Source organism: Nocardiopsis salina YIM 90010 (genome assembly GCF_000341025.1).
GTDB lineage: Bacteria > Actinomycetota > Actinomycetes > Streptosporangiales > Streptosporangiaceae > Nocardiopsis > Nocardiopsis salina.
The window spans coordinates 40576-66989 of record NZ_ANBF01000044.1; the positions used below are offsets into that span (position 1 = coordinate 40576).

At 69.1% G+C, this 26414-nt stretch carries 23 protein-coding genes and 2 tRNA genes; 20 read left to right on the forward strand and 5 right to left on the reverse strand.

Going from position 1 to position 26414, the window contains the following annotated elements:
* The first annotated feature begins 124 nt into the window (after nt 1-124).
* Both malQ and D474_RS0104755 read left to right on the forward strand, forming a co-directional pair.
* Nucleotides 125-2164 carry a 4-alpha-glucanotransferase gene (malQ, locus tag D474_RS0104750; protein ID WP_017612453.1) on the forward strand — a complete coding sequence of 680 codons (2040 nt, stop codon included), beginning with the start codon at nt 125-127 and terminating at the stop codon, nt 2162-2164.
* A 52-nt stretch (nt 2165-2216) separates the two neighbouring features.
* The gene (locus D474_RS0104755; RefSeq protein WP_017612454.1) at nt 2217-2870 is read left to right on the forward strand and encodes an alpha/beta fold hydrolase; all 654 of its coding nucleotides are present in this window, start codon (nt 2217-2219) and stop codon (nt 2868-2870) included.
* A gap of 195 nt (nt 2871-3065) precedes the next feature.
* On the opposite strand, the gene pepN is transcribed toward D474_RS0104755, so the two are convergent.
* Nucleotides 3066-5615 (reverse strand): aminopeptidase N, encoded by a 2550-nt coding sequence (gene pepN / locus D474_RS0104760; protein WP_017612455.1) that lies wholly within the window; start codon nt 5613-5615, stop codon nt 3066-3068.
* A 151-nt stretch (nt 5616-5766) separates the two neighbouring features.
* Between pepN and D474_RS0104765 the strand changes: the two genes are divergently transcribed.
* From D474_RS0104765 to D474_RS0104805, 9 genes are all read left to right on the forward strand, one after another.
* The gene (locus D474_RS0104765; RefSeq protein ID WP_017612456.1) at nt 5767-6390 is read left to right on the forward strand and encodes a mycothiol-dependent nitroreductase Rv2466c family protein; all 624 of its coding nucleotides are present in this window, start codon (nt 5767-5769) and stop codon (nt 6388-6390) included.
* 34 nt (nt 6391-6424) lie between these two features.
* Nucleotides 6425-6580: a hypothetical protein gene (locus tag D474_RS32585; RefSeq protein WP_017612457.1), complete on the forward strand. Its 156-nt coding sequence runs from the start codon at nt 6425-6427 to the stop codon at nt 6578-6580.
* Between the two features lie 180 nt (nt 6581-6760).
* On the forward strand, nt 6761-8182 hold the full coding sequence (locus D474_RS0104775; protein WP_026118172.1) for an aldehyde dehydrogenase family protein: 1422 nt from the start codon (nt 6761-6763) through the stop codon (nt 8180-8182).
* A 138-nt stretch (nt 8183-8320) separates the two neighbouring features.
* The gene (locus D474_RS32590; protein ID WP_017612459.1) at nt 8321-8467 is read left to right on the forward strand and encodes a hypothetical protein; all 147 of its coding nucleotides are present in this window, start codon (nt 8321-8323) and stop codon (nt 8465-8467) included.
* Between the two features lie 98 nt (nt 8468-8565).
* Nucleotides 8566-9033 carry a ribose-5-phosphate isomerase gene (locus D474_RS0104785; RefSeq protein ID WP_026118173.1) on the forward strand — a complete coding sequence of 156 codons (468 nt, stop codon included), beginning with the start codon at nt 8566-8568 and terminating at the stop codon, nt 9031-9033.
* A 453-nt stretch (nt 9034-9486) separates the two neighbouring features.
* Complete coding sequence (locus tag D474_RS0104790; protein WP_017612461.1) at nt 9487-10590, forward strand: PP2C family protein-serine/threonine phosphatase; 1104 nt, start codon at nt 9487-9489, stop codon at nt 10588-10590.
* 276 nt (nt 10591-10866) lie between these two features.
* Entirely contained in the window at nt 10867-12210 is a 1344-nt protein-coding gene (gene mgtE, locus D474_RS0104795) for a magnesium transporter (protein ID WP_017612462.1), read from the forward strand.
* A gap of 68 nt (nt 12211-12278) precedes the next feature.
* The gene (locus D474_RS0104800; RefSeq protein ID WP_017612463.1) at nt 12279-12515 is read left to right on the forward strand and encodes an Rv0909 family putative TA system antitoxin; all 237 of its coding nucleotides are present in this window, start codon (nt 12279-12281) and stop codon (nt 12513-12515) included.
* A gap of 107 nt (nt 12516-12622) precedes the next feature.
* Entirely contained in the window at nt 12623-13192 is a 570-nt protein-coding gene (locus tag D474_RS0104805) for a hypothetical protein (RefSeq protein WP_040703087.1), read from the forward strand.
* A 34-nt stretch (nt 13193-13226) separates the two neighbouring features.
* Here the strand turns inward: D474_RS0104805 and D474_RS0104810 are convergent, their stop codons facing one another.
* Nucleotides 13227-15089 carry an ABC transporter ATP-binding protein gene (locus D474_RS0104810; RefSeq protein WP_026118174.1) on the reverse strand — a complete coding sequence of 621 codons (1863 nt, stop codon included), beginning with the start codon at nt 15087-15089 and terminating at the stop codon, nt 13227-13229.
* Between the two features lie 75 nt (nt 15090-15164).
* Complete coding sequence (locus D474_RS0104815) at nt 15165-15668, reverse strand: adenylyltransferase/cytidyltransferase family protein (RefSeq protein WP_017612466.1); 504 nt, start codon at nt 15666-15668, stop codon at nt 15165-15167.
* Nucleotides 15669-15864: 196 nt separating this feature from the next.
* Between D474_RS0104815 and D474_RS0104820 the strand changes: the two genes are divergently transcribed.
* A complete protein-coding gene (locus D474_RS0104820; RefSeq protein ID WP_017612467.1) occupies nt 15865-16158 on the forward strand; it encodes a hypothetical protein in 294 nt (97 codons plus the stop codon).
* Nucleotides 16159-16649: 491 nt separating this feature from the next.
* On the opposite strand, the gene D474_RS0104830 is transcribed toward D474_RS0104820, so the two are convergent.
* Nucleotides 16650-16720, reverse strand: a tRNA-Gly gene (locus D474_RS0104830).
* A 119-nt stretch (nt 16721-16839) separates the two neighbouring features.
* On the opposite strand from D474_RS0104830, the gene D474_RS0104835 reads away from it, so the two are divergent.
* The 6 genes from D474_RS0104835 (at nt 16840) to D474_RS0104860 (ending at nt 22350) form a co-directional block, all read left to right on the forward strand.
* Nucleotides 16840-16914: transfer RNA gene (locus D474_RS0104835), tRNA-Pro, on the forward strand.
* A gap of 233 nt (nt 16915-17147) precedes the next feature.
* Entirely contained in the window at nt 17148-18587 is a 1440-nt protein-coding gene (gene tig / locus D474_RS0104840) for a trigger factor (RefSeq protein ID WP_017612468.1), read from the forward strand.
* A gap of 278 nt (nt 18588-18865) precedes the next feature.
* Complete coding sequence (locus tag D474_RS0104845) at nt 18866-19429, forward strand: ClpP family protease (RefSeq protein ID WP_040703082.1); 564 nt, start codon at nt 18866-18868, stop codon at nt 19427-19429.
* A gap of 49 nt (nt 19430-19478) precedes the next feature.
* On the forward strand, nt 19479-20138 hold the full coding sequence (locus D474_RS0104850; protein WP_017612470.1) for an ATP-dependent Clp protease proteolytic subunit: 660 nt from the start codon (nt 19479-19481) through the stop codon (nt 20136-20138).
* 161 nt (nt 20139-20299) lie between these two features.
* On the forward strand, nt 20300-21580 hold the full coding sequence (gene clpX, locus D474_RS0104855; RefSeq protein ID WP_017612471.1) for an ATP-dependent Clp protease ATP-binding subunit ClpX: 1281 nt from the start codon (nt 20300-20302) through the stop codon (nt 21578-21580).
* A gap of 113 nt (nt 21581-21693) precedes the next feature.
* Complete coding sequence (locus D474_RS0104860) at nt 21694-22350, forward strand: hypothetical protein (RefSeq protein ID WP_017612472.1); 657 nt, start codon at nt 21694-21696, stop codon at nt 22348-22350.
* Nucleotides 22351-22364: 14 nt separating this feature from the next.
* Here D474_RS0104860 and D474_RS0104865 read toward each other — a convergent pair whose 3' ends face one another.
* Nucleotides 22365-23072 (reverse strand): DUF305 domain-containing protein, encoded by a 708-nt coding sequence (locus tag D474_RS0104865; protein WP_017612473.1) that lies wholly within the window; start codon nt 23070-23072, stop codon nt 22365-22367.
* A gap of 265 nt (nt 23073-23337) precedes the next feature.
* On the opposite strand from D474_RS0104865, the gene D474_RS0104870 reads away from it, so the two are divergent.
* Nucleotides 23338-24717, forward strand: a complete 1380-nt coding sequence (locus D474_RS0104870) for an LVIVD repeat-containing protein (RefSeq protein ID WP_239647001.1) — start codon at nt 23338-23340, stop codon at nt 24715-24717.
* Between the two features lie 204 nt (nt 24718-24921).
* Nucleotides 24922-26322, forward strand: coding sequence for an LVIVD repeat-containing protein (locus D474_RS0104875; RefSeq protein WP_017612475.1), 1401 nt, complete (start codon nt 24922-24924; stop codon nt 26320-26322).
* The last annotated feature ends 92 nt before the right edge of the window (nt 26323-26414 follow it).

Consider the following 26414-nt stretch of genomic DNA (forward strand, 5'->3'; position numbering starts at 1 on the left):
AGACCTCCGGTGATCCGACCACATGGTTCACACCGCACGCAGGTCGAGGGGCGCCCGCCGGGCACGTCCCACGCCGGGTCCGCCTCCTGTGTGATCGCAGCGCAGTGGGGCATGATCGATTGCTGTGAGGGACGTTCAGCTGGCCCACCTGGCCGAGCAGTACGGTGTCGCGACCGAGTACGAGGACTGGCGAGGGCAGCGGGTCGCCGTGAGCCCCGAGACCGTCCGCGCCGTGCTCACCGCTCTGGGCGTGGACACCACCGATCCGGCGGCGGCCGCGCGCGAACGCGACCGGAGGCTGCCCCCGGCCGTCGTCGTACGCGAGGGGAAGGCACCGGAACTCACCCTGCCCGACGGCGCTCACGGAACCGTGGAGACCGCCGACGGCGCCTTGCTGCCCCTGGGCCCCGAGCTGCCCCTGGGTGCGCACACCCTGAGGGTGACCGCCGCCGCCGACGAACACCAGGCGCCCCTGCTCGTGGTGCCCGACCGGATCGAGCCCAGCGCATTGCGCCGCCGGCGCCGCTTGTGGGGCCTGATGACGCAGATCTACAGCGTGCGGTCGCGCGCATCGTGGGGAACCGGGGACCTGCGCGACCTGGCCGAACTCACCGATTGGAGCGCCCGCGACCTCGGCGCCGACTTCACCCTCGTCAACCCGGTCCATGCGACCGAACCCCTGCCCCCGGTTGAGGCCTCCCCCTACCTGCCGGTCAGCCGCCGCTACGCCAGCCCGCTCTACATCCGCATCGAGGACGTGCCCGAGTACGCACGCCTGGACCCGGCCCAGCGCGAGGGGATCCAGCGCCTGGCCCGTCCCCTGCGCGAGCGCGGCCGGACCGCGGACCTGCTCGACCGCGACGCCGTGTGGGAGGCCAAGCGCCAGGCCCTGGAGGTGCTCTTCCAGGTGCAGCGCGCCCCGGGACGCGAGGCCGCCCTGCGCGCCTACCTCGAGCGCGAGGGCCGGCCCCTCGTCGAGTTCGCGACCTGGAGCGCCCTGGCCGAGGAGTACGGGACCGACTTCCGGGTCTGGCCCGAACACCTGCGGGACGTGAGCCGTCACGCGGTTGGCCAGGAAGCACTGCGCCGGTGGCCGACCGTGGAGTTCCACCGGTGGCTCCAGTGGATCCTCGACGAGCAGCTCTCCCACGCCCAGCACTCGGCCCTCGATGCCGGGATGGCCGTCGGGGTGGTGCACGACCTCGCCCTCGGTGTGCAGCCCGGGGGCGCCGACGCGTGGATGTACGGCGACGCCCTCGTGCCCGGGCTGCACGTGGGCGCGCCCCCGGACGAGTTCAACCGGCGCGGACAGGACTGGGGCCAGCCGCCCTGGCACCCGCGCCGCCTGGCCGAGCTCGGGTACGCACCCCTGCGCCAGGTACTGGGGCAATCCCTGGCCCACGCCGGCGGGGTGCGCATGGACCACGTCATGGGCTTGTTCCGCGTCTGGTGCGTGCCCGAGGGCGCAACGCCCGACCAGGGCACCTACGTGCACTACGACCACGAGGGCACCGTCGGATCGCTGTTGCTGGCCGCGCACCGCTCCGACGCCGTCGTGGTCGGTGAGGACCTGGGCACCGTCGAACCGTGGGTGCGTGACCACCTCGACGACCGCGGTGTGCTCGGGACGTCGGTGATGTGGTTCGAGCAGGACCGCCACGGCAGGCCCCTGCCCCCGGACCGCTGGCGCACCGACTGCCTGGCCACCGTCGCCACCCACGACCTGCCGCCGGTGGCCTCCTTCCTGTCCACCGAGCACGTCGAGCTGCGCGACCGGCTCGGCCTGCTCGAGCGTCCCGTCGAGGAGGAGCGCGCCGACGCCGAGGAACGTGTGGAACGCTGGCGTGCCCTGCTCGTGGAGCTCGGTCTGCTCGACGGCGACGTCGACCCCGTCGCCGATCCTGCTGCGGTCGTGGCCGCCATGCACGCCTACCTCGCCCGAACCCCGGCCCGCATGGTCGGGGTCGCGCTGACCGACGTCGTGGGCGACCGCCGGATGCAGAACCAGCCCGGGACCAGTACTGAGTACCCCAACTGGCGGATCCCGCTGACCAGTGCCGAAGGTGAGCCGGTGCTGGTGGACGAGCTTCTCGCCGACCCGCGCATGGTCGCCCGCATCCGGCGCACGGTCGGCCCCGTCGGCGGTGACGGACAGATCCTCTGACCCGTCAGCAGCGCCGCCGGACACCCCGGAGAGGGCGCTGTAGCTTGGGGGCATGGGTACCGAACAGGTGGTCTTCCTTCACGGTCTCGGTGCGGGCCCGGACTCCTGGGACGCCGAGCTCGCTGCGCTGCCGGACGGTTTCGCCGGCCTTGCGCCGCGCATCTCCGGGCTCTCCGACGACGGTGCCGGGCTCTTCACGTTCGCCACCGCTGCAGCGGAGGTCGTGGACGGGCTCGACAGGCGCGGGATCGTCCGGGCCCACCTGTGCGGGCTGTCGATCGGTGCGATGCTCGCGCTGTGGACCGCTCTGGAGTACCCGGAGCGTGTGGCGTCCCTGGTGCTGTCCGGCGGGCAGGTGCGGCCCCCCACGACGGCGCTGGCGGTGCAGACCACCATCTTCCGGGCGTTGCCGGGGCGCCTCGTCGTGCCAGGGGGTATGGACAAGCACCGGTTCCTCGCCGCTTTGGAGGAGGTGGCGCGTGTGGACTTCCGGGGGCGCCTGCCGGAGGTCGGCGTTGCGGCTCTGGTGATGTGCGGGTCCTGGGACGTGGTCAACCTGCCCGCCGCGCGAACCATGGCCGCGGGGCTGCCCCGAGCGCAGCTGCGGATCGTGCCGGGCGGATGGCACGAGCTCAACGTCGGCCGCCCAGCGGACTTCGCCGCCGCGCTCCATGAGTTCTACCGAGGCCCCGCTGCTCCCGCCTGACCCCGAACCCCCGGGGGTCCACGGAGAGGCGGCCCCGATGACGTCGCCGCTCCGGGCCGTCGGTGCCAGGAACGTGATGGCTGACGCCCCGTTCTTCCTCGGGAAACGACACGGTGGCCGCAACCTCCTGAGAGCCAGGATGTTGTGACCACCGCTGGAACCCGAAGTCTGCCACAGGGTCCGCTGAGCAGGGTGTCAGGCGCGCTCGCGCCCGGCCGCGGTGTCGGTCTCGCGGGCCCGCAGGGCACGCACCACACCGGCACGCCCCTCGATCAGCAGGCGCCGCAGCGCCGGGGCCGGGTCCTCCTTCTCGATGTAGGCGTCAGTGCGCTCCACGGTGGCCTCCTCCACCAGGGAACTGGGGTAGACCATCTCCGCGAAGCTCTGTGCGAACTCGCCGGTCCACCCCTTCCACGCCGGCTGCAGCTGCGCGAAGTACTTCTCCACGTACGGGCGCAGCAGCTCGGCGTGGTCCGGCTCCGTGAAGCCCAGCAGCGTGGCCCGGAACTCGGCGTTGGCCAGCTCCGACCCCACGATGCGCTCCCATGCCGCGGCCTTGGCCCCGGGGGTGGGGATCGCCGCTCGCGCACCCGCGGCGTGGCGGGCGCCTGTCGCGGTGGGGTCCTTCTCCAGCTCCGCGGCGATCTCGCCTTCGCCGGCCTTGCCCGTGGAGACCAGGCGGCGCAGGATCGTCCACCGCAGGTCGGTGTCGACGCTCAGGCCCTCCACCGTGAGCGCCCCGTCGAGCAGGCCGCGCAGCAGGGACAGGTGCGCGTCGCTCACCGCGGTGGCCGCGAGCGCGTTCACGTACGCCAGCTGCAGGTCGCCGCCGGGCTCGGCGTCGTTGACCAGCTGCTGCAGGCGGTCGGCGAGCTGCTCCTGTCCTATCCGACGCCAGCCCTGGTCCGCGTAGTTGACCAGTGCACCGTGGGCCTGGCGCAGCAGCGTCTGTGCGACCATCACGTCGTCGACCCCGTCGATACCCGAGATGACCAGGCGCACGTAGTCGCGGGCGGCCATCTCACCGTCGCGGGTCATGTCCCACGCGGCGCCGAAGACCAACGCACGCGGCAGGGACTCGCGGATCTGCCCGGCGCCCTCGACGACGGTGGCCAGGGACCGCTCATCCAGTCGGATCTTGGTGAAGGTCAAGTCGTCGTCGTTGACGAGCACCAGGTCCGGGCGGGCCTTGCCGATCAGCTCCGGAACCTCGGTCCGTGCGCCGCTCACGTCGAGCTCCACCCGCTCGCGACGCACGATGCCCTCGTCGGTGCGGTCGTACAGGCCCACCGCCAGCCGGTGCGAGCGCAGGGTCGGATGCTCGGGGTCGGCCTCCTGCAGCACCGCGAACGAGGAGAACGTGCCGTCGTCGGCGACCTCGAAGTCCGCGCGCATCGTGTTGACGCCGGTGGTCTCCAGCCACTCGCGCGACCAGCCCGACAGGTCGCGGCCCGAAGCGGCCTCCAGGTGCTTGAGCAGGTCCTTGAGTTCGGTGTTGCCGAAGGCGAACTCCTGGAAGTAGGCGCGCACACCGGCGAAGAAGGAGTCCACACCCACGTAGGCGGCCAGCTGCTTGAGCACCGAGGCGCCCTTGGCGTAGGTGATGCCGTCGAAGTTGACCTCCACCGCCTGGATGTCGGTCATGTCCGCGGCGATGGGGTGGGTCGAGGGAAGCTGGTCCTGGCGCAGCGCCCACGCCTTCTCGACGTTGGCGAAGGTCGTCCAGGCCTCCTTCCAACGCGTGGCGTTCACCTGCGCGTACACGCTCGCGTAGGTGGCGAAGGACTCGTTGAGCCACAGATCGTCCCACCAGCGCATTGTCACCAGGTCGCCGAACCACATGTGCGCCATCTCGTGGAGGATGGTCTCGGCGCGGCGCTCGTAACGCGCGTCGGTGACACGGGAGCGGAAGACGTAGTCCTCCAGGAAGGTGACGGCGCCCGCGTTCTCCATGGCGCCGGCGTTGAACTCGGGCACGAACAACTGGTCGTACTTGCCGAACGCGTACCGCACGCCGAACAGCTCGTGGAAGAAGTCGAAGCCGCGCTTGGTGACGTCGAACAGCTCCGCGGAGTCCAGGTGCTCGGCCAGGGACGCGCGGCAGAACAGCCCCAGGTCGATGCCGTCGTGGTGGTCGCGCACCACGTGGTAGGGCCCTGCGATGAGCGCGGTGATGTACGTCGACATCGGCTCGGTCGCGGGGAAGTGCCAGCGCACACGCCCTTCGCTGCCGGTGTCCTCCCGCACGGCGTCGGGGGCGCTGTTGGAGACGACCTCCCACTCCGGCGGGGCGAGCACGGTCAGCTCGAAGGTCGCCTTGAGGTCGGGCTGGTCGAAGCATGCGTACATGCGGTGCGCGTCGGCCGTCTCGAACTGGCTGTACAGGTACACGGCCCCGTCGACCGGGTCGACGAACCGGTGCAGGCCCTCACCGGTGCGCATGTAGGCGGCGTCGGCCACGACCGTGAGCTCGTTCTCGGCGGCGACCGAGGGAAGGGTCAGGCGCTCGCCGTCGAACAGTTCGGCCGGGTCGAGCTCCTGGCCGTTGAGCGTCGCCGACAGCACCCGCGGGGCGGCCAGCTCGATGAAGGTCCGCGCACCGGGTTCGCTGCTGGAGAAGCGCACGACCGTGGTGGACCGGAAGGTCTCGCCCCCGGTGGTCAGGTCCAGCTCCACGGTGTAGGAGTCCACGCCGAGGACGCGTGCCCGTTCCTGAGCCTCGTCCCGCTTGAGGTTGCCCGCCACGCCACGCTCCTTCCACGGCCGCCGTCGGTGCCGGCCGGAGATCGTTGTCGGTAACGGATCGATCCTGCCACGCACGGGTGCGGAATGCGCAACCGATCCGTCGGGTTGCCATCGGGGGAAACCCCTGTGCATGACGTCCGAGGAGTGAGTGATGAGTGAGGCACACGAGCCGCGGAACACCGTCGCCGACATGTGGTTCGACCCCCTGTGCCCCTGGGCGTGGATCACCTCGCGGTGGCTCGTCGAGGTCGAGAAGGTGCGCCCGGTGACGGTGCGATGGCGTGTGATGAGCCTGGCCGTGCTGAACGCCGGCCGCGACCTGCCCGAGGGTTACCAGGAGCTCATGGAGCGTTCCTGGGCTGCGGTGCGTGTGTGCACGGCCGCAGGGCAGCGGTTCGGGCCCGAGGTGCTCGGCCCCCTCTACACCGCGATCGGAACCCGGTTCCACAATCGCGGCGAGGCCCAGGACACCGCCACCCTCGAGGCCGCCCTGACCGAGGCGGGCCTGCCCGCGGACCTCGTCGGGGCCGCCGACAGCACCGAATACGATGAGCCCCTGCGCGCTTCGCACGCCGAGGCGATGAAGCTGGTCGGCGAGGACGTCGGCACCCCTGTGGTGCAGGTCGAGGGTGTCTCCTTCTTCGGCCCGGTCGTCAGCCCGGCCCCCCGCGGCGAGGAGGCCGGAAAGCTCTGGGACGGCGTGCGTGCCGTGGCCGGCACCGACGGCTTCTTCGAGCTCAAGCGCACCCGCACCCGCGACCCCGTCTTCGACTGACCCGACCGAAGGCCGACCCGAAGGGACCACCGCCGTGTCCGGACCCGATGAGGACCGCGTCGTCGAACTCCTCGACGACCTCGACATCCTGCCCGACACCACGAGCGACGAACGCGGGTCGGGCTGGGGCGACTCCGACGACGACAGCACTGCACGGCTGCTCGAGGACCGCCCTCCCCACTGGGACTGAGCTCTGCGAGCGGGCCCGGGCCGACCCCGGAATCTGTTGGTCGGTCCCGGGCCCGGCGGCACGGCCCGCCCCACGTGCGGCCGGCGCCCGCTCCGAGCACCGGATCCCCGTATCCGTGGGACCACCGGTGCCGACCTCTCCGTCTGGCCAAAGCCCGAGATGCTCTGGGACAGTGGGACCATGCGTTCCCTCTACATCGACGGCGCCTGGACGGACTCAGCCTCCGAGGAGGGCCTGGAGGTCCTCGACCCGGCCACCGAACAGGTCATCGACACCGTTCCCGCGGGATCGGCCAAGGACGTCGACAGCGCGGTCGAGGCCGCCGCTGCCGCCTTCCCGGCCTGGTCCCGGCGCCCCTACGGACAGCGCGTCACCCATCTGGCCAAGGCCCTGGAACTCTTCGACGAGCGCGCGGAGGACATCGCCGCGCTGCTCACCCGGGACATGGGCGCGCCCGCCGGCTTCTCCCGCAAGGTCCAGGCCGGCCTTCCCCAGATGATGTTCAGGACCTACATCGACCTCGTCGAGGAGCACGGCGAGCGCTACTTCACCGGTGAGCGCGTCGACAATTCCCTCGTGGTGCACGAGGCCGTCGGCGTGGTCGGTGCGATCACCCCGTGGAACTACCCGCTCCACCAGATCGTGCTCAAGGTGGTCCCGGCCCTGCTCGCCGGCAACACGGTCGTGCTGAAGCCGACCGAGATCGCCCCGCTGGGCGCCTACGCGCTCACCGAGATCTTCGACGAGGCCGGGCTCCCCGCCGGTGTGTTCAACCTCGTCTCGGGCACCGGACCGGTCGTGGGCGAGGCCATCGCCGCCCACCCGAAGGTCGACATGGTCTCCTTCACCGGCTCCACCCGCGCCGGCACCCGCGTCTCGCAGGTCGCCGCCGAGACCGTCAAGCGCGTCGCCCTGGAGCTCGGTGGCAAGTCACCGAACCTGGTCCTGCCCGACGCCGACCTCTCCCAGGCGGTCAAGCGCGGTGTCGCCGACGTCATGCGCAACACCGGGCAGAGCTGCAACGCCCTCACCCGCATGTTCGTCCAGCGCGACTCCTACGACGAGGCCGTGGAACTGGCCGCCGCCTCCGCCGAGAAGTACGCACCGGGCGACCCCACCGACGGCTCGACCCGCATGGGCCCGCTGGTCTCCGCCGCCCAGCTCGAGAAGGTGCGCTCCTACATCGAGCTCGCCGGTACCGAGGGCGCCCGTGTCGTGACCGGCGGCGCCGAGCCCGTCGAGGGGCTGGGGTCCGGGTACTACGTGAGGCCGACGATCCTCGCGGACGTGCGCAACGACATGCGCGTGGCCCAGGAGGAGATCTTCGGTCCCGTCCTGGCCCTGATCCCCTACGACAGTGTCGAGGAGGCGGTCGAGCTCGCCAACGACACCGTCTACGGCCTCAACGCCGCAGTGTGGTCCGGTGACTCCGACGAGGGGCTGGCCGTGGCCCGGCGCCTGCGGGCGGGGCAGGTGGAGGTCAACGGCGGTGCCATGAACCCCCGGGTCCCCTTCGGCGGGTACAAGCGCTCCGGCAACGGCCGTGAGTGGGGCCTTCCGGGCCTGGAGGAGTTCTGCGAGGTCAAGGCCGTGCAGATGTAGCCACCTGGGCCCGGGGTCGTGCTCGTTCTCACACACCCGCAGTGGTGGGCCGGGGAATCGGCCCCGGTTCAAACCGCGTTCACGGGTATGGAAAAATCCGGACTGGTCCTTCCCGGTCGAACCCAATCGAGGTGTGAGTTGAGTAACAAGCCCAAGGTCTCCAAGGCTGGTCCTCTCAGCAAGGACATCAAGTCCGTCGTGAACTACAACCTGATCGCCCTGTTCTCGATGGCCGGCTTCGCCGCCCTCGGTCTGAGCGTCGCCGCCGCCGCGTCCGGCGCCTGAGGCGGGCAGGACCAGAAGAACCGCACGCCGCGCCCCACCCCGGACCTCCGGGGTGGGGCGCGGCGCGTTGTGCGCCCGCGACCTGCAAGACTGGACGCGTGCGTGTTTACCTTGGATCAGATCATGCGGGCTTCGAGCTCAAAGAACACCTCGTCTCCTGGCTGAAGGAGCAGGGCCACGAGGTCGTGGACGCCGGTCCGGCGGTCTTCGACGCCGTGGACGACTACCCGCCCTTCGTGCTGCGCGCCGCCGAGGGCGTGGCGAAGGACCCGGGTTCCCTCGGTGTGGTCATCGGCGGCTCCGGCAACGGCGAGCAGATCGCCGCCAACAAGGTCGAGGGCGTCCGTGCGGCCCTGGCCTGGAGCGAGGAGACCGCGAAGCTGGCGCGCGAGCACAACGACGCGAACGTGCTCGGTGTCGGCGGGCGGATGCACTCCTCGGAGGAGGCCACCCGCTTCGTGGAGGTCTTCCTCGCCACGCCCTACAGCGACGAGGAGCGCCACACCCGGCGCATCGAGATGCTCTCCCGCTACGAGGAGAGCGGCGAGCTGCCGCCGCTTCCCTGACCCGATCGTCCGCCCCGCGCCCCGTGCCCGTGCCGGTACGGGGCGCGACGTGCAGATGAGGACCTCCCACCCCGGGGCGACGCGCCCCACCGTTCGTGCTCCGGCCCTGGTCCGATCCGGTCCCGCGTGAGAGCCTGGCCCGGCGGCCGAGCGATCCCCGCACTCTCCCGGGCACTCGGGTTTAGGCCGAACCGTTAACCCGGGTATCGGGGGTCGACCCGGTCCGCCACACGTGCTTGGCCGGTACCCCCCGCGCTAGAGTTCGTGCACGACCGCGGCCCCCTCATGGCCGTGACGCGGCCACGCCCGCGGGCACCGGCCGCAGCGCAACGTCCGGGGCCTCCCCACAGTGCTCCGGTGGACCTGTCCGGGCCGCCCGGCCGTGTCCGTACCCCGGTGCCGCGCCCCTACCGAACCGACCACCCGTCCGCGGGTGAGCCGAGCAGAGGATCCATGAACGCCACACCGACAGCCAAGGCGACCCGGCTGATGCGCTCGACCGCGCAGCGGCTCGTCGCAGTGCTGCGGCGCAAGGTGCTGTTCCGCTACCGGCTGGTGCTCATCACCCTGTGTGCGATAGCGGTCGGGATCGGCGTCGGCGCCGTCTGGGGCCCCACCCAGTGGTTCCCGCCCAGCTCCACCATCCTGACGGTGCTCGCAGGCGGGCTCCTGCTCAAGCGCAAGAGCCTGGCGTTCCTGCTCGGGGTGGTCGCCGCCGTTCTGCTCTTCGTCGGGTACATGCTCGACTTCGGACAGGTCGGGCCGGGCCTCCTGGTGACCATCGGCGTCACCGGTGTGCTGTCCTACCTGCTGTCCGGGGTGCGCGAACGCCTCGGCGTGCAGGGACTGGGCGGCGAGATGATGCTGCTGGACCTGCGCGACCGCCTCCGCCTCCAGGGCAAGCTCCCCGAGGTCCCGCAGGGGTGGGGGCGTACGGCCGTCCTGCGCCAGGCCGGGGGTTCCTCCTTCGGCGGCGACTTCGTGGTCTCCCACCGCCAGGGCAACCAGCTCGACATCGCGGTCGTCGACGTCTCCGGCAAGGGTGTGGATGCCGGAACCCGGGCCTTGCTGCTCTCCGGTGCCTTCAGCGGCCTCATCGGAGCGGTGTCCACCCGCGACTTCCTCGCCCACTGCAACGACTACCTCATGCGCCACAGCGAGGGTGAGGGGTTCGTCACCGCCGTGCACCTGAGCGTGGACCTGTCCACCGGTGCGTACCAAGTCTTCTCTGCCGGGCACCCGCCCGCTGTGCACTACGACGGCGGCAAGGGCGTGTGGTCCACCACCGAAGCCAAAGGTGTGGTCCTGGGCGTGATCCCGGAGATGACCTACACCCCCGTCGACGGACGCCTGCGCCCCGGCGACGCCCTGATGCTCTGCACCGACGGGCTCGTGGAGACCCCGGGCGAGGACCTGGACGCCGGCATCGACCGGCTCCTGGGTGCGGCCGAGACCCTCGTGACACACGGGTTCTCCAGCGGTGCCGACGACGTCGTCGACACCCTCAGCAAGGACAAGAACGACGACTGCGCGCTCGTCGTCCTCTGGCGCGACTGACGTCCGAGCGCACACTCCGCACCGGGGCAGAGGAACGTCCGCGTCCCCCGAGGGGGGTAAGCTCGGGGTGCTCCCCGTCCCACGTACGGCCCGGCCGTACACCGTCCCCGGCACGTCGTGCCCGCCCTTTCCGCCCCCGGGCGCCAACTCAGCACGACCCCACCACGACACCGGGACACGGAGCGGGGCCCTCACCACAGGCCCGGGCCAAGTCAGAGGATCGTCCACGGTGCCCCGTGCCCCGGTGGGCGCAGGAGACGCGAGGGGGTGCTTCGCATGGCAGAAGGCGAACGCGCTGAGGAACTGCTCGATCTGATCGGGTCCAACGACCTGACGGGGATCCGACTCTGGCTGGCGGAACATCGGCCCTACGAGATCGCCGACGAACTCTCCCGCATGGACGAGGGGGAGGCGATCATCCCCTTCCGGCTGCTGGACAAGGACCGCGAGCTCGAGGTCTTCGAGGAGCTCGACCCCAGCCAGCAGCAGGGCATCCTCCTGGGCCTGCGGGACCATGCCTTCCACGACATCCTCGAGCAGATGGACCCCGACGACAGGGCCCGTCTGATCGGGGAGGCCCCCGCGAAGATCGCCACGCGTGCCCTGGCCGGCCTGAGCCCCTCCGAACGCCGGATGACCGCTGCGCTTCTCGGCTACCCGGAGAACTCCGTCGGCCGGTACATGACACCCGAGACGGTGATCCTGCACCGGGACCTCACGGTGGGGCGCGCCCTCGAGGTCGTGCGCGCCAAAGGCGCCGACGCCGAGAACATCTACACCCTGCCGGTGGTCAGCGACGCGCGGAGGATGGTCGGCACGGTGGCCCTGGGCGACCTGGTCATCTCCGACGACAACCGCCTGCTCAAGGATGTCGTCGACGTGTTCGCGCCCCGGGTCCGCGCCACCGAGGAGGTGGAGAGTGCCGCCCGCCTGATGCAGGAGGCCAATCTGGTCGCCCTGTCGGTGGTGGACTCCGAGGAACGCTTCGTCGGCATGCTGACCTTCGACGACGCCCTTGAGGTCATCGAGGCGGCCGACTCCGAGGACATGGCACGCCAGTCCGGTGCGAGCCCGGTCGGTGACCACTACGTGTCCGTGAGCGTGTTCCGCCTGGTGGGCGCACGCGCGGTGTGGCTGGTCGTGCTGCTGGTGGCTGCCACCCTCACTGTCAACGTCATGCAGGCCTACGAGGCGACCCTCGAACAGGTCACCGCGTTGGCGCTGTTCGTGCCCATGCTCATCGGTACCGGCGGCAACGTCGGCGCCCAGTCGGCGACCGCGATCGTGCGCGCGCTGGCGGTGGGCGAGGTCCGGGTACGCGACCTGCCCCAGGTGCTGTGGAAGGAGTGCCGGGTCGGCTTCCTGCTGGGCCTGACGCTGGCCGCCCTGGCGCTGGGTATCGGATCGCTCCTGGTGGGCACGGTCATCGCGCTGGTGGTGGCGTGCACGGTCATCGCGATCTGTACCTGGGCGGCGATCATCGGTTCGGCGATGCCTCTGCTCGCCAACAAGGTCGGGGTCGACCCCGCGGTGGTCTCCTCGCCCATGGTCGCCACCCTCGTCGACGCGACCGGGCTCATCATCTACTTCTCCATCGCCCGGATGATTCTCGGGATCTGAGCCCCGGTAGGTTGCCCGGCGAGCGGGTATCTGCTCGGACAGGTCAAGCACCGAAGGGGGAATCCACGATGTCCGGTGTCTCGGACGCGTTCGACAAGCTGCGCAAGGCTGTCGACGACAACGCCGACAAGGTCGAGGGGATGGTCGGCAAGGCGGCCGATGCTGCGAAGAAGGCCACGGGCGGCGCACACGACGACAAGATCGACAAGGGTGCCGGAGCGGCCGGGGACTACCTGCGCAAGCGCGCACAGGAGCAGGACGGCTCCGGCGAGGACGACAAGGGCGACACGGACGACCGCAAGTAGTTGTCCGGTGGTCCGGGCGCCGGTGTCGGGACGCACCGCGCGGTCGCCCGTGGCACCTATGCTGATAGGTGAGGCACACCTAACCATCGTCCTTCCAGGGGGTGCACATGAGCTCCACCGGTGACGCCCCGTGCCGTCTCACGGTCTGCCGGGGATGCTGCTGCGGCACCACCAAGAAGGTCCCCGGTGTCGACCACGAGGCCCAGTTCGCCCGCCTCAGTACCATCGACGACCACACCGGGCGCACCGTGCCCGTGCGCCGTTCCAAGTGCCTGGACATCTGTTTCGAGGCGAACGTCGTGGTCGTGCAGCCCTCCGCCAAGGGCCGCGCGGCCGGCGGGCGCCCGGTGTGGCTGGGCCGCATCACCGACGACGATCTGGTCGAGGCCCTCGACGACTGGATCTTCGAGGGCGGCCCCGGCCTGGCGCCCCTGCCCGATGCCCTCCGCGGCCACGTCACCTCCAAGGACGCCGAGAAGCCCAAGAAGGCCAAGAAGACCAAGAAGGCGAAGAAGAAGGAGGCCGAGAAGGCCGCCGGGGGCAAGGAGAAGGACGACCGCGCCGAGAAGAGCAGGAAGAAGCGCAGGAAGGCCGAGAAGAAGGCTCGGAAAGAGGCGGTGGAGGCCGAACGCGAGCGTGAGCGCGAACGGGAACGCGAGCGCATCCGCGCCGCCTGAGGGGGCGCTCCCGTACGGAGCGGCCCCCTGCTCCTCAGCGGTCCTGTGTGGCGAACTGCGTGCGGTACAGCGCCGTGTACAGGCCGTCGGACCCCAGCAGCTCGTCGTGGGTGCCGCGTTCCAGGATCCGACCGTCCTCGAGCACCAGGATCTGGTCGGCCTCGCGCACCGTCGCCAGCCGGTGGGCGATCACCAGGGAGGTCCGGCCCGCCAGCGCCACGGCCAGGGCTTCCTGCACCGCCGCTTCCGACTCCGAGTCGAGGTGGGCGGTGGCCTCGTCCAGCACCACGACGGACGGGGCCTTCAGCAGTAGCCTCGCGATCGCCAGACGCTGCTTCTCGCCGCCCGAGAGCCGGTACCCGCGGTCGCCGACCATGGTGTCCAGCCCGTCGGGCAGTTGGTCCAGCAGGGCGCCCAGGCGGGCCATGCGTAGGGCCTCCACGAGCTCCCCGTCGGTGGCCCCGGGTTCGGCGTACCGCAGGTTGGCACCCACGGTGTCGTGGAAGAGCTGCGGGTCCTGGGTGACGACACCGACCGAGTCGCGCAACGAGTCGCCGGTGGCCTCGCGCAGGTCCACCCCGCCCACACGCACGGTGCCCTCCGTGGGGTCGTACAGGCGCGAGACCAGGTGCGTGAGTGTGGTCTTGCCGGCGCCCGACGGCCCCACGAGCGCGACCATGCGGCCCGGTTCGGCACGGAACGAGACCTCGTTCAGTACCTGGGAGTCGTCGCTGTTCTGAACCTGCGGGGTCAGCTCGAGGGAGGCCACCGAGGTCTCCTCCGCACTCGGGTAGCGGAACGAGACACCGTCGAATTCCACCGACAGCGCCCCCTGCGGGAGCGGGCGAGCGTCCGGGCTCTCCTTGATCGCCGGTTCGAGGTCCAGAACCTCGAAGACGCGGTCGAAGGAGACCAGGGCCGTCATGATCTCCACGTGCACATTGGAGAGCGTGGTGATGGGACCGTACAGACGCGCGAGCAGCGCCGTCAGTGCCACGAGGGTCCCGACCTCGAAAGCCCCGTCCACCGCCAGCACACCACCGACGCCGTAGACCATCGCGGTGGCCAGCGCCGTGATCGTGGACAGCATCGTGAACAGCAGCCCGCCGTAGACCGCCTGGCGCACCCCGAGGTCGCGCACGCGTTCGGCACGCACGGCGAAACCGGCCGACTCCTCCGACGGACGCCCGTAGAGCTTGACGAGCATTGCGCCGCCCACGTTGAAGCGCTCCGTCATGAGAGAGCTCATCTGAGCGTTGTTGTCCATCGCGTCCCGGGAGATCACCGCGAGCTTGCGGCCCAGGACCTTCGCCGGAACGATGAACAGCGGGATCATCGCCAGCGCCGCCAGCGTGACCTGCCACGACAACGCCACCATGGTGATGAGCACCGCCACCAGGCTCACCATGTTGGTCACCACCGACTGCAGCACCGAGGTGATGGCGCGCTGGGCGCCCACGACGTCGGTGTTGAGCCGGCTGATCAACGACCCCGTCTGTGTGCGGGTGAAGAACGAGATCGGCATGCGCTGCACGTGTGTGAACACCTGGGTGCGCAGCAGGTAGATGACGCCCTCGCCGATGCGGGAGGACAGCCAGCGCCCCGTCAGGGTGATGACACCCTCCAGGATCGCCAGCACGCCCGCCGCGGCCGCCAGCCACACCACGACCGATGTGTCACCGGGGATGATGCCTTCGTCGATGATCGCGCGCAGCAGCAGGGGGTTGGCGACGACGATGCCCGCACCGAGCGCCGTCACCAAGAGGAAGACGAGGATGGAACGCCAGTGCGGGACGGCGTAGGACAGGATGCGTCGTGTGATCCCCGGGGGCAGCCTCTGTCCCCGTGCGCTCCCGTCATTGACCAAGGCCCTGTAGGAGGGCCTTCCTGACATCATGGACAGCCTCTTCGTGTTCGCGGATTCGCCGACCATCAACACCGGAGCGGGTACGGCTCTTCCCGAACGGGGCCGTCAGAGCGAGTGGGCCAGGCGTCCCAACGCGGCGGTGGTGGAACGGCCGGGGGTGAAGGGGAGCTCCCACGCCTGCGCCCCGAGGGCCTCGGCGCCGCGGATCTTGGCGTGGGTGTACCGGTCGCCCTCGGTGAAGGCCAGGGCGGTGGGGGAGAGAGGGCGGAGGATGTCGGCGTAGGCGGACCAGTCGGCGACCTCGGGGGCGCCGTCGATGACGAAGGAGCCGCTCACACAGCCCAGTGCTGCGATGGTCTCGGCGCGTTCCTCGGCCGGGTTGACAGGGCGTCCCGGGCCCTTCCAGGCGCGCACCCTCTGGTCGGACTCGATACCCACGACCAGGGGGAGGCCACGTTCGGCGATGGACCTCAGGAAACGCACGTGCCCCACGTGCAGAACGTCGAAGACCCCGGTGACCACGACCGGACGCTCCAGGGGCTCGGGCCGGTCGAACCAGTGCGCGCGCAGGGGCTTGACCGCCTTGTGCTGCGCGTTCGTCTCCGTCATGCCGTCACCTGTTCTCGAAGCATCCGAGGGGCCCTCACGACAGGTCAACGTACCCCTTCGAAGTGGGTATTCCGGTGCACGGGTCGGGCGAAACCGCCCCGAGGGTGCCCGGGATCACAACGGTGCGGGCCCGAACCGGACACTTGTTCCCTGCGTCCCAACTTCGGTACAGAGACTCTCCGGAAAGGAAGAGCCCATGGCATGGGTCGTGTTGGTCGAGGAGTCCGAGGGGCTGGGACGGGACCGGTGGCGCTGGGGATTGACCGGTGTCATGGCCGGGCCGTTCCCCGACTTCGACGGCGCTGCGGATGCTGCACTGCGGCTGACGCGCGATTACCGGCCCCATCATCCGTGGTCGGAGCGGGACCGGAGCGCGTTCCGGGTCTCGCCGAGTGAGTACGTCGTGCGTGTGGTCGGTGCGACCGCCGACTTCCACTTCCGTGTGACCGTCGCAGAGAACGTCGCCCCCGGCACGGGTGCCCCAGTCTGACCGGATCCGGCCCCAGAGCACCTCCGGAACACCCCTGGAACGCTTGGCGAGGGCGCGCGAGCGCTGGCCGGCGCCCCCTCGCCAAGCGGATTCGCGTCCCTGGTCGAGGTCGCGCTCACGTTTCCTGGCCGCCCCTGACCCGCATGTGATGCAGTCGCCGACGATCGCGCACCACGTGGAGCGCCTTCCACGGCCAGGCGTCCACGTACGGGCCCTGGAGCTGTCAGCGGCCGGGGGAGAGGCGTTCCTCAGCGTCCGTCAGCTCGCTGGAAGAAGTGCCGAGAACTCGATCGGTGCACAGAACGGCGCCGAGTAAGCCCGACAGGCCCCCTCCGAGGGTTCGAACCCCGACCACAGACGTGGGAGGGCCGTGCGCCACCTGAGCCACAGGGGTGCGAGCGCCGACGAGCGCATCTGGGGGTTCGGGGACCGAAAGTAGCGCGGGGCGAGCTGCGGTGTACGAAGCACACTGCAGCTCGCCCCGCGAGCGGAGCGGGCGACGAGAATCGAACTCGCATAACCAGCTTGGAAGGCTGGGGTTCTACCATTGAACTACGCCCGCATGGCGCCGGAGCCGTGGAGTTTCCTCTAGACTCGTGGAGCCGACGGAGACCAGAGTACAGTCTCCGGGGTGGTGTTCGCACACTCATCCCGGGGATGCGATCCTTGGGTCCGGCGCAGCGGGGTGTAGCGCAGCTTGGTTAGCGCGCATGCTTTGGGAGCATGAGGCCGCGGGTTCGAATCCCGCCACCCCGACGGAACCGACCGCGGTGGCACGGCTTCTGACGGCTGTGCGCCGTGGCCCCCTGTCTGTCTGCCCTAGACTTGGTGCGATCAGCAGGAAACTGTAAGTCCCAGCCCGTCGCAGGGCACCCCTTCAGAACGCGGTCGTCAGACCGTGCCCGGGGTGCGTGCGTGCATTCGCCGTTCGAGTGGTGCGCCTGCGGGCCGACGCGGACACCAGCCGGCAAACCTAGGAGTACCGCCCCGTGAAGACCGATGTCGAGGAGCTCAGCCCCACCCGGGTCAAGCTGACCATCGAGGTGCCCTTCGAGGAGCTCGAGCACGCTTTCGACGAGACGTACAAGTCGCTCGCGAAGCAGGTTCGGATCAAGGGCTTCCGCCCGGGCAAGGCGCCGGCGCGGCTGATCGACCGCTACGTCGGCCGTGGAGCTGTGATCAGCGAAGCGGTCAACCACGCTGTCCCCGAGCTCTACAACGATGCTGTCCAGAAGGAGGAGATCTTCGCGCTCGGCCAGCCCGACGTCGAGGTCACCAAGCTCGAGGACAACGAGGAGCTCGCCTTCACCGCCGAGGTCGACGTCCGGCCGAAGTTCGAGGTGGAGGACCACAAGGGCATCGAGGTGACCGTCGACAGCGCCGAGGTCACCGACGAGCAGATCGACGAGCAGATCAACACCCTGCGCGAGCGCTTCTCCACCCTCGTGGGTGTGGACCGTCCCATCGAGGACGGCGACCACCTGTCCATCGACCTGTCCGCTTCGGTGGACGGCGAGAAGCTCGACGACGTGGCCGTGAGCGGTTACTCGTACGAGGTGGGCACGAACAACATGCTCGAGGGCCTGGACGAGACCCTGCGCGGCATGGAGGCCGGCGGCGAGGAGACCTTCAGCACGACCCTCGTCGGCGGTGAGCACGAGGGCGAGGAGGCCGACGTCTCCGTCACCGTGCACAGCGTGAAGGCGAAGGAGCTCCCGGAGCTGGACGACGAGTTCGCCCAGCTGGCGAGCGAGTTCGACACGATCGCCGAGCTCCGTGACGACGTGCGCAACCGCATGGCCGAGGTCCGTCGTATGCAGCAGCTGTCCGCTGCCCGCGACAAGGCTCTCGAGAAGCTCATCGAGCAGATCGACCTGCCGCTGCCCGACGCCGTGGTCGACGAGGAGATCGAGCGCCGCCGCCAGAGCCTTGAGCAGCAGCTCGGCCAGAGCGGCCTGAGCAAGGAGGCCTACCTCGAGTCGCAGGAGAAGACCGAGGAGGAGTTCGAGGAGGAACTGAAGACCGGCGCCAGCTCGGCGGTCAAGGCCGGCTTCATCCTCGACCAGCTCGCCCTCCAGGAGGACCTGAGCGCCGACCAGAGCGAGCTCAGCCAGTACGTGTTCGAGCAGGCCCAGCGCATGGGTGTGAGCCCGGACCAGCTGGCGCAGCACCTCGTCGAGTCCAACCAGATCCGCGTCGCCTTCACCGAGGTGGTGCGCGGTAAGGCGATGGACCTGGTCCTGGCCAACGCCAAGATCACCGATGAGGACGGGAACGTCGTCGAGCAGGAGTCCGCCTCCGAGACGGAGGAGGCCGCCAAGGCCGCCGCGTCCGCCGCTGTCGAGGCTTCCGACGAGTCGGCCGAGGCCGCTCCGGAGGGTGCCGAGGAGAGCAAGGACGAGGCGAAGGACGACGCCGAGTCCAAGTAGTCCCGCCCCGGCAGGACGCATTTTTCGGGCCCCGCCGGTGACCCCTGGGTCGCCTGCGGGGCCCACCGCGTTCGCCGGTGGAGGAAGGCCCAGATCACAGCGCCGGGCAACATGCGCTCAAAGCGAACAGCCTCGGGATCCGTGCGTCCACGGTGCTTGTCGGCGTTAGTGTCTGGGGTATCGCAGCCGTTTCGATTCCGGAGCAGGTGACGAGAGTGCCGCCGATTGATGAGTCCACGTTCGACGCTCGTACGTCGGACCCGCAGCTTTCCCCTTTTATGGAGCAGACGCCTCAGCGCCTGTTGCGCCAGCGAATCGTTTTCCTCGGGCAGCAGGTCGACGACGAGATCGCCAACCGCCTCGTGGGTGAACTCCTGCTGCTGTCCGCCGAGGACCGCCAGCGGGACATCACGATGTACATCAACTCGCCCGGTGGTTCGGTGACCGCCGGTATGGCGATCTACGACGTCATGCAGTACATCCCCAACGACGTACGGACCGTGGGTATCGGTCTGGCAGCGTCCATGGGCCAGATGCTTCTGTGCGCGGGTGCACCGGGCAAGCGTTACGCCCTGCCGCACACGCGCGTCATGATGCACCAGCCCTCCGGTGGTATCGGGGGTACGGCCTCCGACATCCGCATCCTGGCCGACCAGCTTCTCTACGTGAAGAAGATGTTCCTGGAGCGGGTCTCCCACCACACCGGCCAGCCGCTCGAGCAGATCGAGAAGGACGCCGACCGGGACCGTTGGTTCACTGCGCAGCAGTCCCTGGAGTACGGCTTCATCGACGAGGTCCTGGAGGGGTCCCTCGACGTGACCGGGGACCGGAACCAGAGTTGAGCCCGTCGTACCTTGTTCCAGGAACGGCGCAGTGCGTGGAAGGCGTGAAATGACCGAGTTCAACCCGAGCAGTCTCATCGGCGGCATGGCCCCCTCGGCTCCGCAGAGCCGCTACGTCCTGCCGTCCTTCACCGAGCGGACGTCCTACGGCGTCAAGGAGATGAATCCGTACAACAAGCTCTTCGAGGAGCGGATCATCTTCGTCGGCGTCCAGATCGACGACGTCTCGGCCAACGACCTGATGGCGCAGCTCATCACGTTGGAGCAGCTCGACTCCGAGCGCGACATCCAGATGTACATCAACTCCCCGGGCGGGTCGTTCACGTCGCTGATGGCGATCTACGACACCATGCAGTTCGTCCGTCCGGACATTCAGACGGTGTGCATCGGCCAGGCCGCGTCCGCCGCGGCGATCCTGCTGGCCGGCGGGACCCAGGGCAAGCGCGGTGCGCTGCCCAACGCGCGGATGATGATCCACCAGCCCGCCACCGAGGGCATGCACGGCCAGGCCAGTGACATCGAGATCCAGGCCAACGAGATCACCCGGATCCGCCAGCAGCTCGAAGAGACGCTGGCCAAGCACACGGGGCGTTCGGCCGAGCAGGTCTCGGACGACATCGAGCGGGACAAGATCCTGACCTCCGAGGAGGCCGTGGACTACGGTCTCATCGACTTCGTGCTCCCCTACCGCAAGGCTTCCCTGAAGTAGGGTGCACGGGCGACACGAGCGTCGAACCGGCCCGGTACCTGACCCGCCTGGGACAGACTGGTGGTGAAGCCGGTCCGGTTCGTCGCTTAGTCTGGCGAAGAGCGACACACAGATCGCCTCGCCCGCCGGGCGGGGTGGCCTTAGTTTTGAGGAGTGGCTGGGTGGCACGCATCGGCGACGGCGGGGACCTGCTGAAGTGCTCGTTCTGTGGCAAGAGCCAGAAGCAGGTGAAGAAGCTCATCGCTGGCCCCGGTGTGTACATCTGCGATGAGTGCATCGAACTGTGCAACGAGATCATCGAAGAGGAACTCGCCGACGCCACCGACCTCACCTGGGATTCCCTTCCCAAACCCCGTGAGATCTACGAGTTCCTCGACTCCTACGTGATCGGCCAGGAGCGCGCGAAGAAGGCGCTGTCCGTGGCCGTCTACAACCACTACAAGCGTGTGCGTTCGGAGGGTGAGCGGCCCGGCGACGAGGACGTCGAGATCGCCAAGTCCAACATCCTCCTGCTCGGCCCGACGGGTTCGGGCAAGACGCTGCTCGCGCAGACCCTCGCCAAGATCCTCAACGTCCCCTTCGCGATCGCCGATGCCACGGTGTTGACCGAGGCCGGCTACGTGGGCGAGGACGTCGAGAACATACTCCTGAAGTTGATCCAGGCCGCCGACTACGACGTCAAGAAGGCCGAGACCGGGATCATCTACATCGACGAGGTCGACAAGGTCGCCCGCAAGAGCGAGAACCCGTCGATCACCAGAGACGTCTCCGGCGAGGGTGTGCAGCAGGCGCTGCTGAAGATCCTGGAGGGCACGACCGCGAGCGTTCCTCCGCAGGGCGGGCGCAAGCACCCGCACCAGGAGTTCATCCAGATCGACACCACCAACGTGCTCTTCATCTGCGGTGGTGCCTTCGCTGGGCTCGACAAGATCATCGACTCGCGCACGGGCCAGCAGGGCATGGGCTTCAACGCGGAGCTGCGCCCCAAGAGCGAGGTCGACAGCAGTGAGGTCTTCGCCGAGGCGATGCCCGAGGACCTGCTCAAGTTCGGCATGATCCCGGAGTTCATCGGGCGTCTGCCGGTGATCACGAGCGTGCACGACCTCGACAACCCGGCGTTGATCCGGATCCTCACCGAGCCGAAGAACGCCCTGGTCAAGCAGTATCAGCGGCTCTTCGACCTCGACGACGTGGAGCTGGAGTTCTCCGAGGACGCCCTCTCCGCGATCGCCGAGCAGGGCATCATCCGCGGCACAGGCGCCCGCGGTCTGCGCGCGATCATCGAGGAGGTCCTCCTCTCGGTGATGTACGAGGTGCCCAGCCGCGAGGACGTGGGCCAGGTGATCATCACCCGCGAGGCGGTCGAGGAGCACGTGAACCCGACGATCGTGCCCCGCAATCAGCTCGGTGACGACGACGGACAGCAGGAGAAGTCTGCTTAGACCGCAGATGCCCTGTGCGGGGGCGGTCCCGGATCTCTTCCGGGGCGGCCCCACGTGTGTGGAGCCTTGCTGCCGGCTTGCCATGTGCAAGTGGCTTCCGATAGAGCGGCTGCATGCCCCTCACCGAATTCCACCCCCTCCGCCGCCGGCTCATCGGGATCCAGATGCGTGCCCAGGCCCGGCCCGTGGGTACCGCCGTCGTGCAAGGCGCTGTCGCCGGCCTTGTCTTCGGGGGCTTGTGGTTCCTGCAATTGCACTTCGGTCTGCTGCCGAGGAGTGGTGGTGCGTCCACGGCCGAGAACGTGCGCTGGGGTGTGGTCACCGGTGTGTTCTTCGGGTTGTCGACGGGGGTGTGGTCCGGCTGGTTCGGTCGGCGCCTCAACCCCCGTCCTCCGCCTGTGGACACCGGTGCAGAGAGGGTCGTGGCTGCGCGGGGACAGCTCAAGCGGGGACGACTGGGTGGTGACACCGAGACCGACCGGCTCACCGTGCACTTCGCCGGCCAACTGCTGCGGACACCGTGGATGCCCAAGACCATGGGTGTGCTCTTCGTGCTCGGGGCCGCTCTCAACTGGGTCCCGGTCCTCACCGGCCCGAGCACCTGGATCAATGTCCTCGGCGCTGTGATGTTCACGGTGGCGGTGGGATCCGTGGTGGTCGCCCACCGGTGGATGTTGCGCAGGCGAGCCCTGGCCGAACGGGTCCTGGCCGAGGCGGAGGTACGCCTGGGCCAGGACCGCACCACCGAGGACGAGGCCGGGGAATTGTGAGGCCGGACCCGGGGTCAGCCGTCCTCCAGGATGCGTTCCATACGGGAGATCTCGGTGTTCTGCTCGGCGATGAGGTCGTTGGCCATCTCCTGGACCTGGCGGTCGCTGCCGTCGGCCATGACGTCCTCGGCCATGGTGACCGCGCCCCGGTGGTGCTCGCTCATGAGCTCGACGAAGAGCTGGTCGAAGTCGTCGCCGTCAGAGGTCTCCAGGCGTTCGAGGTCCTCTTCGGAGACCATGCCCTCCATGTTGTCGTGGTCGACGTCGAGCACGCACTCGGCGACGTCCTCGCCCTCGGCGTGGTGTTCGCCGTCGCCCTCGAGGCCGCAGAAGTTCTGGTGGGCGGGGTTCTCGCGGGCCGGTGCGAAGACGTTGTCCTCCAGCCAGCTCTCCATCGCGGTGATCTCCGGTTCCTGTGCTGCGGAGATACGGTCGGCGATGCGTTCGATGCCGTCGCGCTCGTGGCGGTCGGGGGCCAGGTCGGTCATCTCCAGGGCCTGCGCGTGGTGCTCGATCATCATCACGAGGTACTCCACGTCGGCCTCGTTGTGGCCCTGTTCCTCGGCGAGGGCGGCGATCTGTTCCTGGGTGGCGGGTGAGGAGGACGCCCCGGGCTCCCCGGGGGCGATGACGTTGGCGGACTCCTGGTCGGTGTCGTCGGTGCAGGCGGTGGCGGCGAGCAGGACGAAGGCCGATCCTGTGGCGAGTGCGAGGCGGCGCACGAGGTGTCCTCCAGGGGTGGGGGCGGGCGCGGGCACAGGGCCCGCGGTGTCGGCCGTGTGCGACACCCTGCCGGTTTTTCTACTCAGTCCGTGGCTGTTTTGTCCAGCCCTGGCCTCCGGTGGCGAGCCCCGGTCGAGTTGGCCACATGCATGCCCCTTAAGTCGCCAGATGTCCGTTCTCGGTGTTTCGACTGGTCTGTGGTCTGTGTGGTGAGTACAACAAAAAGTAGTAATACGACTGCTTTCTGTGTTTTCGGGGGTGGGTATGGGGGCCGGTCGAGGGTGCGCGCGACGCTCCGCGGTGCACCGGGCAGTGGGCGCGTCGGTGCTGGTTCTGTTCGCCGCGGCAGGTGCCGCGCCGGGCGCGTGGGCCGGTGACGGGGTCGAGACCGGCGGGGGAGTGGAGCACCTGGCCAACGTCCCCAAGCAGCCGGGTCTGGACGGCGAACCGCAGTTCAACACCGACCTGGCCTTCAGCGGTGACCACGCCATCGGCGGCAACTACGACGGTTTCACCGTCTACGACATCTCCCAGCCGGAGGACCCCCAGGTGGTGTCCACGGTCGTGTGCCCCGGCGGGCAGGGGGACGTGTCGGTCAGCGGGGACCTGCTCTACTTCTCGGTGGACTACCCGCGGGCGGGCGAGGAGTGCGGCGATGCCGAGGCCCACGCATCCGACGCCGACGCGTTCGAGGGGGTGCGCATCTTCGACATCTCCGACAAGGCGAACCCGGAGTACGTGACGGCGGTGCGCACCGACTGCGGCTCCCACACCAACACGCTCGTGCCCGGTGAGGACGGGACCGACTACATCTTCGTGTCCTCGTACTCACCGTCGGAGGAGTTCCCCAACTGCCGGCCGCCGCACGACAAGATCTCCGTCATCGAGGTGCCCACAGCCGACCCGGCCTCGGCCGAGGTGGTCAATGAGCCGGTGCTGTTCCCGGAGGGCGGCCACGAGGAGACCACCGGCTGCCACGACATCACCGCGTACCCGGAGAAGGGCATCGCGGCCGGCGCCTGCATCGGCGACGGCATCATCATGGACATCACCGACCCCGTGAACCCCGAGGTCGTCGAACGTGTCCAGGACGAGAACTTCGCCTTCTGGCACTCGGCCACCTTCACCGACGACGCGAACAACATCGTGTTCACCGACGAGCTCGGCAGCGGCTTCGCGGCCACCTGCGACGAGGAGACCGGTCCCGAACGCGGTGCCAACGCGATCTACTCGCTCGACGACAGCGGTGAAAGCCCGAGTCTCGATTTTCGGAGCTACTTCAAATTGCCGAGACACCAGTCCGAAACTGAGAACTGTGTGGCGCACAATGGATCGCTCATTCCGGTTCCGGGCGGTGACTTCTTCGTGCAGGCCTGGTATCAGGGCGGGGTGTCGATCATCGACCTGACCAACCCCGACAACCCCGAGGAGATCGGGTACTTCGACCGCGGCCCGTGGGATCCCGACCAGCTCAGCACGGCCGGCTCGTGGTCGGCGTACTACTACAACGGCCACGTGTACTCCTCGGACATCCAGCAGGGGCTCGACGTCCTGCGCCTCACCGACGAGCGCACGCAGGGTGCGGAGGAGATCGTCATGGACGAGTTCAACCCGCAGTCGCAGCCCGCCCACGGCCAGGGCTGATGCGGATCCGCAGCAGAATCGGCGGCGCGGGGGCACAGGGCGTGCCCGCGGGCCGCCGCCCCTGTGTCCGGACAGGGTGGCGTGTCCGTTCGGCCCCGAGAAAGCCGTGCCAAGAACAAGGTTTCTTTTGTTCACCCCTATACATTTTGATGTTGAACTGTGTACGTTCTTCCTGTTTAGCTCCATTCGGACTCAGGAGTACGCATGGCGTCTTCCCCCGGTTCCCCCAGACGTCGACACTCCGGCGCCCTCAAGGCGGCCGCCACCCTCGCGGCAGCCACGCTCTCCCTCTCAGTGCTGGGCCCTGCTTCGGCCGGCGCCGACGAGACCGCCTTCGAGAGCGACGCCGAGACGAGCCCCAACCTCACGCACGTGGCCAACGTGCCCAAGTCCGAGGCCATGGACGCCTGGAACTCCGACCTGGCGTTCACCGGCGACTACGCAATCGGCGGCAACTACAACGGGTTCACCGTCTACGACATCTCCGAGCCCGAGGACCCCCAGGTCGTGTCCGAGGTGGTCTGCCCGGGCGGTCAGGGCGACGTGTCGGTCAGCGGGGACCTGTTGTACTTCTCCGTGGACTATCCGCGTGCCGACGAGGAGTGCGGCGCGCCGGAGGTGCCCACCACGGACCCGGACGGGTTCGAGGGGATGCGGATCTTCGACATCTCCGACAGGACGAACCCTCAGTACGTCACCGCGGTCGCCACGGACTGCGGCTCGCACACCAACACCCTGGTCCCGGGCAAGGACGGCGAGACCGACTACATCTACGTGTCCTCGTACTCGCCTTCCGAGGACTTCCCCAACTGCCGGCCGCCGCACGACAAGATCTCCGTCATCGAGGTGCCCACGGGGGACCCCGCCTCCGCCGAGGTGATCGATGAGCCCGTGCTGTTCCCGGACGGCGGCCACGAGAGCACGACCGGTTGCCACGACATCACCGCCTACCCCGAGGAGGATGTCGCCGCCGGTGCATGCATGGGTGACGGCATCCTCATGGACATCAGCGACCCGGCCGAACCGTTCGTGACCGAGGTGGTCCAGGACGAGAACTTCGCGTTCTGGCATTCGGCGACCTTCACCAACGACGGCAGAACGGTCCTGTTCACCGACGAACTCGGCGGCGGGACCAGCCCCATCTGCACCGACGCCCACGACGAGACGCAGGGCGCCAACGCGCTCTACACGATCGCCGGTGAGCCCGAAGACCCGTCGCTGGAGTTCGCGAGCTACTACAAGATCCCCCGCGAGCAGACCGACACCGAGAACTGCGTCGCCCACAACGGTTCCCTCGTTCCCGTGCCCGGACAGGACTTCTTCGTCCAGGCCTGGTACCAGGGCGGTGTCTCGGTGATCGACTTCAACGACCCGGCCGGCCCCGAGGAGATCGGATGGTTCGACCGGGAGCCCATCGACGAGGACGAGCTGGTGCCCGGCGGGTCGTGGTCGGCCTATTACTACAACGGTTACGTCTACTCCTCAGACATGGAGCGCGGCCTCGACGTGATCCGGCTGGACGATCCCCGCCTCCGCCCCGCCGAGAACGTCACCTACGACGAGTTCAACCCGCAGTCCCAGCCCGAGTACCGCCCCGGGCGCTGACCCCGCAGCCCCCGTCCCGCGCCGGCACCCCCACGAGTGGGCGCGGGCAGGCGGGAGGGGCCGGCCGTGTGCCTGGCCCCTCGTCCCCCATC